Source organism: Dyella dinghuensis (assembly GCF_003977615.1).
GTDB lineage: Bacteria > Pseudomonadota > Gammaproteobacteria > Xanthomonadales > Rhodanobacteraceae > Dyella_B > Dyella_B dinghuensis.
Genome location: NZ_RYZR01000007.1, coordinates 749,770 through 764,301 on the forward strand (window position 1 = coordinate 749,770; position 14,532 = coordinate 764,301).

17 protein-coding genes are annotated in these 14,532 nt (G+C 60.7%); 15 read left to right on the forward strand and 2 right to left on the reverse strand.

The window, feature by feature from the left end:
- Positions 1-93: 93 nt before the first annotated feature.
- The 8 genes from EKH79_RS17035 to rplS all read left to right on the forward strand — a co-directional run bounded on the left by EKH79_RS17035 (position 94) and on the right by rplS (position 6,055).
- On the forward strand, positions 94-381 hold the full coding sequence (locus tag EKH79_RS17035) for an autorepressor SdpR family transcription factor (protein ID WP_126675005.1): 288 nt from the start codon (positions 94-96) through the stop codon (positions 379-381).
- On the forward strand, positions 378-1,022 hold the full coding sequence (locus tag EKH79_RS17040) for an SdpI family protein (protein ID WP_126675006.1): 645 nt from the start codon (positions 378-380) through the stop codon (positions 1,020-1,022). The genes EKH79_RS17035 and EKH79_RS17040 overlap by 4 nt, the downstream gene beginning before the upstream one ends.
- 18 nt (positions 1,023-1,040) lie before the next feature.
- Positions 1,041-2,384 carry an alpha/beta hydrolase family protein gene (locus tag EKH79_RS17045; protein WP_158621278.1) on the forward strand — a complete coding sequence of 448 codons (1,344 nt, stop codon included), beginning with the start codon at positions 1,041-1,043 and terminating at the stop codon, positions 2,382-2,384.
- Positions 2,385-2,446: 62 nt separating this feature from the next.
- Positions 2,447-3,829: a signal recognition particle protein gene (ffh, locus tag EKH79_RS17050; protein ID WP_126675008.1), complete on the forward strand. Its 1,383-nt coding sequence runs from the start codon at positions 2,447-2,449 to the stop codon at positions 3,827-3,829.
- 248 nt (positions 3,830-4,077) lie between these two features.
- Positions 4,078-4,332, forward strand: a complete 255-nt coding sequence (gene rpsP / locus EKH79_RS17055) for a 30S ribosomal protein S16 (RefSeq protein ID WP_126675009.1) — start codon at positions 4,078-4,080, stop codon at positions 4,330-4,332.
- A gap of 2 nt (positions 4,333-4,334) precedes the next feature.
- Complete coding sequence (gene rimM / locus EKH79_RS17060) at positions 4,335-4,850, forward strand: ribosome maturation factor RimM (RefSeq protein WP_126675010.1); 516 nt, start codon at positions 4,335-4,337, stop codon at positions 4,848-4,850.
- A 20-nt stretch (positions 4,851-4,870) separates the two neighbouring features.
- Positions 4,871-5,671 carry a tRNA (guanosine(37)-N1)-methyltransferase TrmD gene (gene trmD, locus EKH79_RS17065; protein ID WP_126675011.1) on the forward strand — a complete coding sequence of 267 codons (801 nt, stop codon included), beginning with the start codon at positions 4,871-4,873 and terminating at the stop codon, positions 5,669-5,671.
- An 18-nt stretch (positions 5,672-5,689) separates the two neighbouring features.
- A complete protein-coding gene (gene rplS / locus EKH79_RS17070; protein WP_126675012.1) occupies positions 5,690-6,055 on the forward strand; it encodes a 50S ribosomal protein L19 in 366 nt (121 codons plus the stop codon).
- A gap of 90 nt (positions 6,056-6,145) precedes the next feature.
- On the opposite strand, the gene EKH79_RS17075 is transcribed toward rplS, so the two are convergent.
- Entirely contained in the window at positions 6,146-8,200 is a 2,055-nt protein-coding gene (locus tag EKH79_RS17075; protein ID WP_126675013.1) for a GGDEF/EAL domain-containing response regulator, read from the reverse strand.
- A gap of 143 nt (positions 8,201-8,343) precedes the next feature.
- Positions 8,344-9,357, reverse strand: coding sequence for an EF-P beta-lysylation protein EpmB (gene epmB / locus EKH79_RS17080; RefSeq protein ID WP_126675014.1), 1,014 nt, complete (start codon positions 9,355-9,357; stop codon positions 8,344-8,346).
- A gap of 88 nt (positions 9,358-9,445) precedes the next feature.
- On the opposite strand from epmB, the gene efp reads away from it, so the two are divergent.
- The 7 genes from efp to EKH79_RS17115 all read left to right on the forward strand — a co-directional run.
- Positions 9,446-10,012: an elongation factor P gene (gene efp, locus EKH79_RS17085; protein ID WP_126675015.1), complete on the forward strand. Its 567-nt coding sequence runs from the start codon at positions 9,446-9,448 to the stop codon at positions 10,010-10,012.
- Positions 10,013-10,153: 141 nt separating this feature from the next.
- Entirely contained in the window at positions 10,154-11,485 is a 1,332-nt protein-coding gene (locus tag EKH79_RS17090; RefSeq protein WP_126675016.1) for a TRZ/ATZ family hydrolase, read from the forward strand.
- A gap of 6 nt (positions 11,486-11,491) precedes the next feature.
- On the forward strand, positions 11,492-11,746 hold the full coding sequence (locus tag EKH79_RS17095; protein WP_126675017.1) for a YciI family protein: 255 nt from the start codon (positions 11,492-11,494) through the stop codon (positions 11,744-11,746).
- A 25-nt stretch (positions 11,747-11,771) separates the two neighbouring features.
- The gene (gene ubiG / locus EKH79_RS17100; protein ID WP_425478520.1) at positions 11,772-12,482 is read left to right on the forward strand and encodes a bifunctional 2-polyprenyl-6-hydroxyphenol methylase/3-demethylubiquinol 3-O-methyltransferase UbiG; all 711 of its coding nucleotides are present in this window, start codon (positions 11,772-11,774) and stop codon (positions 12,480-12,482) included.
- Positions 12,479-13,153 (forward strand): HAD family hydrolase, encoded by a 675-nt coding sequence (locus tag EKH79_RS17105; RefSeq protein WP_126675019.1) that lies wholly within the window; start codon positions 12,479-12,481, stop codon positions 13,151-13,153. The genes ubiG and EKH79_RS17105 overlap by 4 nt, the downstream gene beginning before the upstream one ends.
- Complete coding sequence (locus EKH79_RS17110) at positions 13,150-14,007, forward strand: squalene/phytoene synthase family protein (RefSeq protein WP_126675020.1); 858 nt, start codon at positions 13,150-13,152, stop codon at positions 14,005-14,007. The genes EKH79_RS17105 and EKH79_RS17110 overlap by 4 nt, the downstream gene beginning before the upstream one ends.
- A 107-nt stretch (positions 14,008-14,114) precedes the next feature.
- Positions 14,115-14,532 (forward strand): GTP cyclohydrolase, FolE2/MptA family (locus tag EKH79_RS17115; protein ID WP_199754361.1); only part of this gene is annotated, 418 nt, incomplete at its 3' end.

The following is a 14,532-nucleotide window of genomic DNA, read 5'->3' on the forward strand; positions in this document are numbered from 1 at the left end:
GGGCAGGGTGAACGCGGCGTTTTGACCGGCACTTGCACTTTATTTAGACATTTGTCTAAATATCTATAGATGAATTGGAGCCGTCGCTAAACCGTGAAACAGCAGGCCGTCTTCAAAGCCCTGGCCGACCCCACCCGCCGTGCGATTCTCAAGCGCCTGCATGGCGGGGCCATGAGCGCGGGCGAGATCGGCGCAGCGTTCGACATCACCGGCGCCTCGCTCTCCCACCACTTCGCCGTTCTCAAGCAGGCGGATCTGGTGCGCACCGAGCGCCGCGGTCAATACATCGTCTATTCCCTCAACAGCACCGTGATGGAAGACCTCACCCGCATGGTGCTCGACCTGATTCCGTCCAGTGGCGGAAAAGGAAGCAAGCGATGAATCCGGTACGCAGTCTCTTGTTGTCGGCGTTATTCGTATTGATGTTGCTGGCGGCTTACCTGTGGCTACTTCCACACATGCCAGCGGTGATTCCCACGCATTGGAATGCGCAAGGTCAGATCAACGGCTATATGACACCGCTTAAGGCGGTCGCTGTGCCGATGGTGATCATCGCAGGGCTTGCATTGCTGACCATCCTCTTGCCTGCCATTTCTCCGCAGGGTTACAGCATCAAACCGTTTGCAGCGGTGTTCACGATCGTGATGCTGGCTGTGCAGGCCTTCGTGTTGTTTAGCGCATTTGGAGTGTTGCTGAATGGTGCAGGACACCCCATGCAGCAGCCGCTCTCCACCATGGTCGGGCTGGGACTGCTCTGCATGGTGATCGGCAATTACATGGGCAAGCTCCAAAAGAACTTCTTTGCAGGCATTCGCACGCCATGGACGCTCGCCAGCGATGAGGTATGGGAGCGCACACATCGCATGGCTGGCTGGTTGTTCATGCTTGCCGGACTGGTAACCGTCATCGCTGCGCTCGCAGGCGCGCCGCTGATGATGGCGATCTATGCGGTGCTGGCAGCGGCCCTTATTCCTGCGGTGTATTCGTATTTCATTTATCAGCGTGTGCAAGGCAAATCGTGAGTAACCCGGGAGATGGTTATGAAGTCACGGATACATGCGGCATGTATGGGTCTTTTCTTCTCTGCGGTGTCATTCGCGGGCAACGCTGAGCCGACTGCGGCGTGTCGAGCGAACGCTCAGGCCGCGCTGATGGCTTTCACACACGGTGAATACGATCAAACCGTAAAAAATTTCGCGCCGAACATTGCAGCGAACGTAACGCCGGACAAATTGAAAGATGGATGGATTCACATCCAGGGCGTAGCCGGGGATTTCCGTCAGCTTGGCGCTTTGCAGTCGCGCGCGCTGGATGGACACAGTCTGCTCGAGGCCGACATGGATTTTTCCCGCATGCCCATGGCCGCACTTGTGGATTGCGATGCGCAAGATCGCATCACGACATTCCGCATCGTGCCAGCAAGCATGCTGCCGAGCACTTCGTCGCAAGCGGCAACGCTAACTTCGGCGACAGGTATCGCGAGCGCGCTGAATGTTCCATCGCCGTACGGGCCGTTGCCGGGGACGCTTGTGCTGCCGAAAGGAAAAGGTCCGTTCCCTGCAGTGTTGCTGGTAGGTGGCTCAGGCAATCACGATCGCGACGAAACGCTGGGGCCGAACAAGCCGTTCCGCGATCTCGCCGACGGTTTGGCGGCCGCGGGCATTGCGTCGTTGCGTGTCGAAAAACGCACGCATATCTACGCGCCGCAGGCAGTCGTCAGCAACTTCACGCTGGATGATGAAGTGACCGACGATGCTTTGACGGCCTTGAAGCAGCTAGCTGCGCAACCGGCTGCGGATCCCAAACGTGTCTTCGTCTTGGGCCATAGTCTTGGCGCGTTTATGGCGCCGCGCATCGGACAGCGTGACCCGCAATTGGCGGGCGTGATCATGATGGCTGCGCCGACGCGTTTCGATATCGATCTTTTGATTCGGCAGACGCATCGCCTGGCGCAGATGCAGGGTGCCTCGGCCGATCAGGTGAATGCGCAACTCGCGCCGTTGATCCAGGCGCGCGATGCGCTGGCGCACGCCGATTCCGCGCATCCGCCCGCGGGAAATTTTCTCAACGTCCCCGCCAGCTACTGGCTCAGTGCGCGCGATTACGACCCTGTTGCAACCGCCAAGCATGTGAGTGAGCCCATGCTGATCGTGCAAGGTGCCGCGGATTTTCAGGTATTCCCGCAGGAAGAATTCACCGGCTGGCAGGCGGCTTTCGCGCACGATCCGCGTGTGAAGTTGGTCGAATACCCCGGGCTGAGCCATTTATTCATGCCCGCTGGCAATCCGCCGTTGCCAAAGGATTACTTCCAGCCTGCCCATATGGACCCCAGGGTGATTCAGGACATCGCCGACTGGATCAAGGCTCAGCCTGCGCATTCCTGAGTCGGATGGGCGTCTCTGCTATATTTGTCAATCCGTTTGACCTTTATACGACGTAGACGCCCATGTTCGAGTCGCTCAGCCAACGCCTCTCCACCACCGTCAACCGCTTGCGCGGCCGCGGTCGACTGACCGAGGAAAACATTCGCGAAAGCCTACGCGAGGTGCGCATCGCGCTGCTTGAGGCAGACGTCGCGCTGCCCGTCGTGCAGGCGCTGATCGAGCGCGTGAAAGTGCGCGCGGTCGGTCAGGAGGTGCTGAAGAGCCTGTCGCCGGGCCAGGCGCTGGTGAAAGTGGTCAGCGATGAATTGACCGCATTGATGGGCACGGCAAACACCGAGCTCAATCTGGCGCAGCAGCCGCCGGCCGTCGTGTTGATGGCCGGTCTGCAGGGTGCCGGTAAAACCACCACCGTCGCCAAGCTCGCGCGCTTCCTCACCGAGCGCAAAAAGAAACGTGTGATGGTGGTGAGCTGCGACGTTTATCGTCCGGCTGCTATCGAGCAGCTGCGCACGCTGGCCGAACAGGTCGGCGTGAAGTTCTTTCCGTCCGACGCCGGCCAGAATCCGGTGGATATCGCCAAGGCCGCGATTGTCGCTGCGCGCAAGGAAGTGATCGACGTACTGCTGGTGGATACTGCGGGCCGTCTGCACGTCGACGAAGCGATGATGACGGAGATCAAGGCGCTGCACGCCGCGATAACGCCGATCGAAACGCTGTTCGTCGTCGACTCGATGACCGGTCAGGATGCCGCCAACACGGCGAAAGCATTCAGCGAAGCATTGCCGCTTACCGGCGTCGTGCTGACCAAGACCGACGGCGATGCGCGCGGCGGTGCGGCGTTGTCGGTGCGTTATGTCACCGGCCGCCCGATCAAATTCCTGGGCGCGGGCGAAAAGACCGATGCACTGGAACCGTTCCATCCGGACCGTATCGCGCAACGCATCCTCGGCATGGGCGACGTGCTGTCGCTGGTCGAGGAAGTGGAGCGCAAGGTCGATCAGGAAAAAGCGCAGAAGCTCGCCACCAAGGTGATGAAGGGCAAGCGCTTCGATCTGAACGATATGCGCGATCAGCTCGAGCAGATGTCCAACATGGGTGGCCTGGCAGGCCTGATCGACAAGCTGCCCGGCGTTTCCGGGCTGCCGGACGAAGTCAAAAACAAGGTCAACGACGGCGAAATCAAGCGCATGGTCGCGATCATCAGCTCGATGACCAAGAAAGAGCGGCGCCATCCTGATTTGCTGAACGGCTCGCGCCGCGCCCGCGTGGCGCGCGGTTCGGGCACCCAGCCGGCGGATGTGAACCGCCTGCTGAAGCAGTACATGCAGATGGAAAAAATGATGTCCAAGCTCTCCAAGGGCGGCTCCAAGGGTCTGCTGCGGCAGATGCGGGGCGCCATGAAGGGTATGGGCGGCATGGGAGGCGGTTTTCCTCCGATGCGCTAATTGCTCGTCATCCCGGCGCAGGCCGGGATCCAGTGTCTTCAGGCTGGACCCGAGTGAACGATTCCACACGTTATCGCCACTGGATTCCGGCCTGCGCCGGAATGACGGCCCTAAGGCAAGTGGCTGTTACGGTCTCTGGTTAAGCCTAACCCCTTCCTTTTTCCTCGAATTTCATTAAAATGTCGCGTTTACCGCGTCCGTTCTAGGACGCGCTTGCCGAGCATGCCGGCAACTCTGGAGCTTTTACTATGGTTAAGATTCGTCTTTCGCGCGGCGGCGCCAAGGGCCGTCCGTTCTACCACGTTGTCGTGACCGATCAGCGCAGTGCGCGTGACGGCCGCAGCATCGAACGCGTGGGTTTCTACAACCCGACGGCGGCAGGCAAGGACAAGCGCCTTGAGCTGAACGTCGCACGTGTTCAGGAATGGGTTGGCAAGGGCGCTCAGCTGAGCGACAAAGTTGCCTCGCTTCTGAAAGAAGCCGGCAAGCAGGCTGCTGCCTAAGCATGACTGCAGCCGGTCGACGCGTCCTTGTCGGACGTATCGTCGGACTGTACGGCGTGCAGGGTTGGCTCAAGATCGAATCCTGGACCGAGCCCCGCACGCAGATCTTCAAGTACCAGCCCTGGCTGCTTTCATCGGCGCCGGACCAGGCAACGGAGATCAAAGGCATTACAGGTCGACCGCAGGGCAAGGGCCTTATCGCCAAGCTGCCCGAGGTCGATGACCGGGAAGAGGCCGCAGCGCTGGTGGGGTATGACATCTACGTCGCCCGCGAGCTACTGCCACCACCCGGCAAAGATGAGTACTACTGGGTCGATCTCGAAGGTCTTGAGGTCGTCACCACGGAAGGCGTGATGTTGGGACGGGTGACTCACCTGTTCGCAACCGGCGCGAACGATGTGGTGGTCGTGAAGGATGGCGAGCGCGAGCGGCTGATTCCTTTCGTCCAGGGTGTTTACGTGCGTTCGGTGGATTTATCCGGTGGACGCATGGTGGTGGACTGGGACCCTGAGTTTTAACCGAGTCTGGTGAGGGTCCGATGCGCATCGATGTCGTTACGCTGTTTCCCGACTTCATGCGCCAGTGTGCCGCGGTGGGTGTCGTAGGACGCGCGCAGCAACGCGAGTTGCTACAGGTGGAAGCCTGGAATCCGCGCGATTACGCCACCGACAACTACCGTACCGTGGATGGCCGCACCTGCGGCGGTGGTCCCGGCATGGTGATGCTGATCGAGCCTTTGCGAGCAGCCCTCAAGGTGATGCGCGAGGCAGCACCGGAACCGGTGCATGTGATTTATCTCAGTCCGCAAGGAGCGCGGCTGACGCAGGGCAGAGTGGAAGCGCTGGCCAAGTTGCCGCGAATCGCTCTGCTGTGTGGACGTTACGAAGGTGTGGACGAGCGTCTGCTGGCGCACGAAGTCGACGAAGAGTTATCCATCGGCGACTATGTGCTGTCCGGCGGCGAGCTAGGCGCCGCGGTGATCATCGATGCCGTGGGCCGCTTGCAAGACGGTGCGTTGAATGACGCGCAATCGGCCGAGCAGGATTCGTTTTCGAACGGTTTGCTCGACTGTCCGCACTATGCAAGACCGGTGCATGACGCACTGGGCGATGTGCCGGAGGTTTTGCTCTCTGGCGATCACGCGGCCATTCGCCGCTGGCGCCTGAAGCAATCACTGGGACGGACCTGGTTGCGGCGTCCCGATTTATTGGCGCAACGCGCGCTGGATGCTGAGTCCCGAGCGTTGCTGGATGAATTTCGTCGTGAATACGCTCGAGAAGAGCAGGCTCAGCGGCCATCACGACAAAACGATGCGGTCAATGACGACCGCAATCATTGAGAAAAGACAGGTGTTGCCATGAACAAGATCATCGAACAGTTCGAAGCCGAGCAGATCACCCGCCAGCTGCCGGAGTTCGGCCCTGGCGACACCGTGATCGTCAACGTCAAGGTGAAGGAAGGTAACCGCGAGCGCGTTCAGGCGTTCGAAGGTGTCGTCATCGCCAAGCGCAGCCGCGGTCTGCATTCGGCCTTCACCGTGCGCAAGATCTCGCACGGCACGGGCGTTGAGCGCGTGTTCCAGGCGCACAGCCCGACCATCGAGTCAGTGACCGTCAAGCGCAAGGGTAAAGTGCGCGGCGCCAAGCTGTACTACCTGCGTGGTCTGGAAGGCAAGGCCGCTCGCATCAAGGAAGACATCGCTGCGGCGTCCTCGGCCGACTAATCCGGCACGCGACATTCGCATACGAAAAACCCGCGGAGCGATCCGCGGGTTTTTTCATGCGTGCCGCGCTGGGCGGCACGATTGTTCGGATCAGATGTTGATCAACAGCGGTTGCGGTTCCTGCAGGAAGTTGCCCTGCACGAAGTCCACGCCGCATGCGAACAGCAGCGACGTACTCGCCGCATCCTCGACCCATTCGGCGACGGCCATGCGCTTCATCTCGTGCGCCTGCTGGCAGATCTCGGTGATCTTCTTCTGATTTTCCGGATGCTGCGGCAGATCGGCCATGAAGCTACGGTCGATCTTCAGGTAATCCGCGTCGATGTAGTTGAGCAACTGGAACGAGTTCAAACCAGAGCCGAACTGTTCCAGCGCGAACTGACCGCCGAGGTTCTTCCACCCGGTGATGAATTCCTGCGCCGGACGAAGCAAGGTCACCACCTTGCTCTCGGTCATTTCCAGAACAAGGCGTCCGCGCTTCAGGTTCGCGTTCTTCAGCGTCTTATCCAGCCACGGCAGTAACGTGCCTTGCTGCTGCAGCGATTCGGAGGTGAGCTTCACAAAGAAAGTCGTGGGCACGCCCGCGCGATCGCGTGCCTTCAGTGCGTTAATCGCCTGATTGAGCACCCAACGGTCGATCTCGGCATTGAGACCATACTTTTCTGCGATCGGCATAAAGAAGCCGGGCGAGACTTCGCCCTGCGGGCCGTTCATGCGCAGCAGGATTTCCGAGTAATCGCCCTCGGCGTCCTGCAAGCTGATGGTCTGCTGGTGATAGAGCACGAACTCGTTCTGGGTGAGCGCCTGGCGCAATAGGCCCAGCCAATTCCGCTCGCGTTCGCCATCGGCTTTTTCGCGTGCAGCCGGATCGTGCAGTTCGCTGCGATTGCCGCCCTGGCCCTGCGAACTACGCAGCGCCTGGCTGGCCTGGTTGAGCAGCATATCCGTGTTGGCGTTCCTCTCACCCAGCAGGCTGCCGCCGATGCTCACCGTCAGCGTGATGGATTGCGTGCCCAGATCGAAGATCTCGCGCGAAATCACCTGCTGAAGCCCGGCGATCCAATCCCGAATCGCTTCGTCGCTTTCCGTATGCAGGATCACACCGATCGTGTGCTCAGCCAGCAGGCCGGCCACATCTTCCTGGCCCAGCTGCATGCTTACGCGATGCGCAAACGCGGCGAGCAGTTCGTCGGTCTTGCCCAGGCCGACGCTGTTGACGATCTGTGCCCAGTTGTCGGGTTCGATCAGCAACAGGCTCTGTCCTTTACGGCCCTCGCTGGCGGCGCTCACCGCGTTTTCGATGAATTCCAGCGTGCGCGCGCGATTGAACAGACCCGTCACCGCATCGCGCTGCAATTGCTCCACCAGCGCCGGATCGACCTGCTGGCGGCGGAATACGATCTGCAGGCAGGTTTCGCCTTCGAATGTCGCGTGCGCGAATTCGGCCGTGGCGGGGAAGGTGCTGCCGTCGGCACGCCGCGCGTGCAGTTCCATCCGATAGTCTGCCTTCTCACCGCGTGACAGCGAGCGCAGGAGGTTTTTGAAGTTGTCCGCATCCGACGGGCCGATCAGGTCGAGCACAGGCAGGCCAAGCAGATCGTCATAGTCGGCATAACCGAACGTATCCAGATACGAGCGGTTCGCGCGCACGTGCATGCCTTCGTGCACGTAAGCAATCGGATCGTTCGACGAATCGAGCAGCGCATCGCAACGGCGTTCGGATTCGCGCAAGGCCGATTCCAGACGGCGCACCTGACGGCGCATGTTGAGCGCTTCGAACTCGCGCTTGATCACCGTCACCAGCTGTTTGGGTTGGGCGCGTGAGCCGACACCTTGCGCACCATCCTGAAACATCTCCGCGACAATCTGGTCGTCGATCTTGGCCACGCAGGCCAACAGGGCGATATCGCGCGCGCTCGCGTCGATCTGCTGCACGACACTGCGCAACGGCAACCCGTTGACGCTGGGGTTGAACAGCACCACGTCCGGCCCGAGTTCCTCGAGCGCCGCGTGAATCTGGTCGGCGGTGGTGGCTCGGGCGGGGCGAACCGCTACGCCCGAATTGCGCAACAAGGTAATGATCTGTTCCGCGTCCTCGACCGAGTTTTCAATGAAGAGGATCTTTATAACGGAGTCTGTCTTCATGGGCGGTACGTGCTTCCTTGGATAGGGCCGCCCATGGAAAACCCGAGGACAAGCCGGCACTAATACCCGTTTTAACGGATTCTGCATAACGCCGCTAGCGCCAATTCACCCTTTGGTGACCAAGCGCATGGGAAGACAGGGACTTAGAGCGCTCGTTTGGACGGATCGCCGCCTACTTCACGGACCAGTTTGGGCACAAGATAACCAGGTAGCTGGCCGCGCATTGACGTCATCAATGACTGCGCCCGTGCATCGTCCACTTCAAAATGTGCGGCGCCTTGCACGCGATCGAGCTGATGCAGGTAGTAGGGCAGCACGCCCGCGGCGAACAGGCGTTCTGACAATGCGATCAACGCGTCGGCATCGTCGTTGATCCCGCGTAACAATACCGATTGGTTAAGGAGTGTTGCGCCCGCGTCACGCAGACGAGTGCAGGCAGCGTCTACATCCGCGTCGAATTCATTCGCGTGATTGGCGTGTATCACCACCACCTTTTGATGGGGCAGGGAGCGCAGCCATTCGACGAACGGACCGTCGATGCGCTCCGGCAACACGACGGGCAGGCGCGTGTGGATGCGCAAGCGCGTGACATGCGGAAGGTCCGCAAGGCCCTGGCTGAGTTCCTCAAGCTTGCTCGTAGCTAACGACAGCGGATCGCCGCCAGAAAGAATCAGCTCGGTGATGGAGGTGTCTTGCCGGACATGTTCCAGCGCATGACGCCACTGACCCGCTGCAGCCATTTCGTCGCCGTAGGGAAAGTGCCGGCGGAAGCAATAGCGGCAATTGATGGCGCAGCTGCCGCTGGCAATCAGCAGAGCGCGGCCCTGGTATTTGTGCAGCACGCCCTGCGCTTCGCGAGCGGCCATATCGCCCACGGCATCTTCGGCAAAGCCGGGCACCCGATCCAGCTCGGCCAACTGAGGCAACACCTGCAGCAGCAACGGATCGTGCGCATCGCCCCGGCGCATGCGCGCCGCGAAACCGCGCGGCACGCGCAGCGCAAAGCCGGCATCTGCCGCAGGCAGGCGGTCGGCCAGGTGGCTTAGCTGGAGCAGATCGAGCAGCTCGCGGCCATCGGTAATGGCATCGCGCCAGAGCTGCCGCCAATCCGCCAGGGCGGGCGATGTAATGCGGGCGCCTGGGCTTGCGGTTATCATAGTGGGCTCTATACGGGCCGTATGGCCTCTAAAGCAGTCTATTTTACCCGCTGATCGCAGCGGTTTTCCTTAATCCGGAGCGAAGTGCATGGCCAGTTACGATCTGAATGGCGTCAAGAACGGTCTGAAGATCATCGTCGACGGCGATCCCTACATCATCACCGAGGCGGAGTTCATCAAACCGGGCAAGGGCCAGGCCTTCACCCGTATCAAGATCCGCAACCTGCTCAACGGCCGCACCACGGAAAAGACCCTGAAGTCGAGCGACTCCTTCGAGGGCGCCGATGTGGTCGATACCGACATGCAGTACCTCTACAGCGACGGCGAGTTCTGGCACTTCATGCACCAGGAATCGTTCGAACAGCACCAGGCCGACGCAGCCGCGATGGCCGAGACGGCCAAGTGGCTGAAGGGCGAAGAAGAGTGCGTGGTCACGCTGTGGAACGGCCGTCCGATCTCCGTGCAGGCGCCGAACTTCGTCGAACTGAAGATTGTCGAGACCGATCCGGGTCTGCGTGGCGACACCTCGGGTGGCGGCGGCAAGCCGGCCAAGCTCGAGACCGGTGCCGTTGTGCGCGTACCGCTGTTCGTCAATCAGGAAGAAATCATCAAGGTCGACACGCGTTCTGGCGAATATGTCAGCCGTGTGAAGTGACGAACTGGCGCGAGCTTGTGGTTCGCGCCTAGGCCATGTCGTCGTTCCAGCGCATGTTGGAGTGACGAAATAAAATGGATGGGGCGGACATCGTAAGATGTACCGCCCCATCTCGTATCCATCCCCAGCAAGGCATTCACGATGAGCCAGACCGCTCTGCAGACCGTCGATCTACTTATCGAGGCCCGCTGGGTCGTGCCGGTCGAGCCGCACAATGTCGTGCTTGAGCATCACGCCGTCGCTATCGACGGCGATCGCATCGTCGCGGTGCTACCCATCAGCGAAGCGCGCAACACATACGTGCCGCGCGAACGCGTCGAGTTGGGTGAGCATGTGTTGATCCCCGGCCTCATCAATACGCATACGCACAATCCGATGACATTGATGCGCGGCCTCGCCGACGACCTGCCGTTGATGGTCTGGTTGCAGCAGCACATCTGGCCGGTAGAGGCCAAAGTCATCGGCCCTGAATTTGTACGCGATGGCGTCGAACTTGCGGTCGCAGAAATGATTCGGGGGGGTACCACCTGCGCGAACGAAAACTACTTCTTTCCCGACACGATTGGCGCGACGTATCGCAAGCTCGGCTTCCGCGCGATGGTCGGTCTGCCGATCATCGAATTCCCCTCGGCGTGGGCCAAGACGCAGGACGAATACTTCGAGCGCGCCGGTGAAACGCACGATGCCTTCCGCAACGATGCACTGATCCGCACAGCCTTCGCACCGCATGCGCCGTACACCGTGTCGGATGAGTCGTTCGAGCGCATTCGTGTGCTTGCCGACCAGCTCGATATCCCGGTGCATCTGCATCTGCACGAGACTGCGCATGAAGTCGAAGAGGAGCGCAAGAAATCAGGTCTGCGTCCGTTCCAGCGGCTGCAGAAGCTGGGTCTTGTCAACGACCGTCTGATCGCCGTGCATATGACACAGCTGACCGACGCTGAGATTGCCGCCTGCGCCGAAGCGGGTGTTTCCGTGGTGCATTGTCCGGAGTCGAATCTCAAACTTGCCTCGGGCTTCTGTCCGGCCGAGAAAATCCGCAAAGCTGGCGTGAACCTCGCCATCGGCACAGACGGCTGCGCGTCCAACAACGATCTGGATATGTTCGGCGAAATGCGTACCGCCGCGTTACTCGCCAAGGCCGTTGCCGAAGATGCCGCCGCCTTCGACGCTGCGTTTACGTTGCGCGGGGCGACCATCAACGCGGCCAAAGCGCTGGGTATGGAAGAGCAGATCGGTTCCATCGAAGCCGGTAAGCAGGCAGACCTCGCCGCCGTGCGTTTGAGCGATCTGGAAACGCAGCCGCTTTTCCACATCATTTCCCAGCTCGTCTATGCAACGGGCCGGCATCAGGTCAGCGATGTATGGATTGCTGGCAAGCGCAAACTCGCCGAGCGCGAACTGGTAGATATGGATACCGCCGATATCCTCGCGCGCACGCACGCTTGGCGTGAACGCATCGCGGCCATTTGACACGCCATGCATCGCTACCTCGTTCTTCTCATCCGTCGCCCGCAGGTTGATCCTGCCGTGGTGCCGTTGCATCAGCAGTTTCTCGAAGATCTGCGTGCTGAAGGCCGCAATGAAATGTCCGGGCCGTTCGGCGACAAATCCGGCGGGGCATACCTGCTGAAAGCCGCATCGATGGACGAAGCGCGCGAGATCGCCTTCCGCGATCCGGCCCACACCAGCGGTGGCTGGGATATCACGTTATACGAATGGCACGCCCACTAAGCTTGGCGCGTTCTGCAGGAGTTGGATGATGGAAACCACGCAAAACGTCAGTCACGACGAAATCGCCCGCTTCGACCGGCTCGCCTCGCGCTGGTGGGATCCGGATGGCGAATCGCGGCCACTGCACGATCTCAATCCCACCCGCCTAGCCTATGTTGCAGAGCGCGTATCGCTGCGCGGCGAAAAAGTCGCCGATATCGGTTGCGGCGGCGGCTTGTTGAGCGAAGCGCTGGCGCGCGCCGGTGCAAATGTCGTCGGCATCGATCTTGGCCTCAAGGTTATCGAGATTGCGCGATTGCATCTGCACGAATCCAACCTTGTCGTCGATTACCGCAAGCAATCCTCTTCGGAACTCGCGGCGGCTGAGCCAGCCAGTTTCGATGCCGTGTGCTGCATGGAGATGATCGAGCACGTTCCCGATCCCGCGGCATTGGTGCAGGATCTGGCCGCGATGCTCAAACCCGGCGGGCGTCTTTTCATGTCCACGCTCAATCGCACGCCTGCGTCATTCGGCGCGGCGATTCTCGGTGCCGAATACATCACGCGCATGTTGCCGCGCGGTACACACCATTACGCGAAATTCCTCAAGCCTTCCGAACTTGCGCGCTTGTTGCGGCAGGCCGGATTAGAGCTGGAGGATGTGAGCGGCCTCGGTTACAACCCGGTCAATCGCAAGGCATGGATAAGCCGCATCACCGCCATCAACTATCTTTTGAGCGCACGCAAACCCGCATGAAATCGCTTCCCGAGTCACCGCAGGGTGTCCTGTTTGATCTGGACGGTACGCTGATAGATAGCGCGCCGGATCTTTATGCTGCGCTCAATGCGTATTGCGATGAGGTTGGTGCGCCGCACGCGCAATACGAGGCGATGCGCGAGGTCGTATCGCGCGGTTCGCGCGCCATCCTTCGCTGCGCATTCGATGAAAGCGACGACGCGCTGATTGAACGTATGCCGCGTTATCTGGAGCTTTATCATTCCATGATGTACCGCCATACGCGTCCCTTCGATGGCATCGATGCATTGCTCGAAGCGCTGGAAAGTGCGGGTATCGCATGGGGCATCGTCACCAACAAGCCGGGTTATCTCACCGATGATCTGGTGGAACAGATCGGCTGGAGCGCTCGCGTTTGCGCTAGTGTTTCGGGCGACACGCTGCCCGTGCGCAAACCCGATCCCGCACCAGTGCTGCTCGCTTGCGAACGCGGTGGACTAACACCGTCGCGCTGTCTTTTTGTCGGTGACGACCGTCGCGACATCCAGGCAGGCCGTGATGCGGGATTGTTCACTGTCGCGGTGAAATGGGGTTATCTCGATGGCGGCGATCCGGATGCATGGGGTGCGGATATCGTGCTGGACCATCCGCTCGACATCGCTCAGTTGCTCAAGCTCAAGGTCGCCGCGTGACCGTTGATGTTTCCCAGCACGGCGCGTTGCAGAGCTACATCGATAAATGGCTCAGCGTGCAACCGCAGCAGCGCGTGGCGTTGGTGTTTGTCGATCCCAGCAAATACCCTGGACATGTTGCGCTTGCCGCGTGGGAACAGGAGTTGCTCTCTGCCGCTTATGGCATTCGCGAACCCCAGGTCGCACTCACCAAACTCAACTGGTGGGCGGAAGAGTTGAGCAGCGCGCACGAGACTGGCGGACGACATCCATTGACCCGCGTGCTGTTCGATGACGAGCGTGCGCATGCCATCTCGAAGGAGCGTTGGGTCGCACCCGTGCTTGCAGCAATGGCACAACTGGAAGAGGGCACTGCGGTCGATTTCGCCGCGCAGCTTAACGCTGCCTCCGCGCTGCACGGCGCGTTCGCCGAAGTGGAAACCAACTGGTGGTATGGCGATGCGGCATCGCCTGCTCGCGCGGCGCGCATCGCTACGTTGAGCCACTTGCTGTACGCGCTGCGCCGCCTCCAAGACGATGCCGAACGCGATCGCCTCCCACTGCCCATGTCGCGCCTGGCCCGCTTCAACCTGAGCCGTGCCGGGTTGCGGGATCGCAGCGATGCACGCGATCAGGCCGTCAAGGCGCAACTGGGCGACCTTCAGTCCTCGTGGGACGAAGCGGGGCGTCTGGCGGGTCCGCTGAGCGTCTTCCGGGCGCTCGAAGGTGGCCAGGGTGAACGGTTGGTCCGCAGGGCCGCTGGCGCGAGCGACCCACTGGCTGCGCTCCAGAAAGGCGCCCCGGAGGGTGGCTTTATGGCCACATTCCGCGCCTGGAACGCGGCTCGCCACTGGCAAATGCAGGTTTCGGGCTGATCGCCAAAACGCACTGTTTCCTGTCCGGGCCTGTTGCAACGCCACAAGCTGCCCCAAAATACGTGAACCTCGCGGCGCTCTATCGCTGACGGTTACAGGAAATACCCATGCACAGCCATGAAAACACTGTTCGTCTGATGCCCGATGTTGCTGGCCAAGCGCAGCCGCATCTGGCCGGAGCGCTGGACTGGGTGGGCATGGACGGTATCGAAGTGCCGGTGCGCTTCGACGCCGGCGACGGCGATGTGCAGCGCGCGAGCGCGCAGGTCGGTGCTTTTGTCAACCTCACCCGGCCCGACAAGCGCGGCATTCACATGTCGCGTCTGTATCTGCTGGTCGATGAATATCTGAGCAGCAAGACCGTCGATGCGGCGATGCTTGAATCCTTGCTGCGCGCGTTTCTGGATTCCCACAAGGATCTGGCCGATCGCGCGCGTATCAGCATCCGGTTCGACCAGCTTGTGCGCCGCGCCGCCTTGCGCAGCGACAACAGCGGCTGGCGCGCCTATCCGGTTTCCATCGAAG

Bases quoted from the DNA above. Each gene is read 5' to 3' on its own strand.
- EKH79_RS17095 (WP_126675017.1), top strand. From the start codon at position 11,492: ATGCATCGCTACCTCGTTCTTCTCATCCGTCGCCCGCAGGTTGATCCT.
- EKH79_RS17090 (WP_126675016.1), top strand. From the start codon at position 10,154: ATGAGCCAGACCGCTCTGCAGACCGTCGATCTACTTATCGAGGCCCGC.
- rpsP (WP_126675009.1), top strand. From the start codon at position 4,078: ATGGTTAAGATTCGTCTTTCGCGCGGCGGCGCCAAGGGCCGTCCGTTC.
- rimM (WP_126675010.1), top strand. From the start codon at position 4,335: ATGACTGCAGCCGGTCGACGCGTCCTTGTCGGACGTATCGTCGGACTG.
- EKH79_RS17075 (WP_126675013.1), bottom strand. From the start codon at position 8,200: ATGAAGACAGACTCCGTTATAAAGATCCTCTTCATTGAAAACTCGGTC.
- ubiG (WP_425478520.1), top strand. From the start codon at position 11,772: ATGATGGAAACCACGCAAAACGTCAGTCACGACGAAATCGCCCGCTTC.
- EKH79_RS17105 (WP_126675019.1), top strand. From the start codon at position 12,479: ATGAAATCGCTTCCCGAGTCACCGCAGGGTGTCCTGTTTGATCTGGAC.
- efp (WP_126675015.1), top strand. From the start codon at position 9,446: ATGGCCAGTTACGATCTGAATGGCGTCAAGAACGGTCTGAAGATCATC.
- rplS (WP_126675012.1), top strand. From the start codon at position 5,690: ATGAACAAGATCATCGAACAGTTCGAAGCCGAGCAGATCACCCGCCAG.
- epmB (WP_126675014.1), bottom strand. From the start codon at position 9,357: ATGATAACCGCAAGCCCAGGCGCCCGCATTACATCGCCCGCCCTGGCG.
- trmD (WP_126675011.1), top strand. From the start codon at position 4,871: ATGCGCATCGATGTCGTTACGCTGTTTCCCGACTTCATGCGCCAGTGT.
- EKH79_RS17045 (WP_158621278.1), top strand. From the start codon at position 1,041: ATGAAGTCACGGATACATGCGGCATGTATGGGTCTTTTCTTCTCTGCG.
- ffh (WP_126675008.1), top strand. From the start codon at position 2,447: ATGTTCGAGTCGCTCAGCCAACGCCTCTCCACCACCGTCAACCGCTTG.
- EKH79_RS17040 (WP_126675006.1), top strand. From the start codon at position 378: ATGAATCCGGTACGCAGTCTCTTGTTGTCGGCGTTATTCGTATTGATG.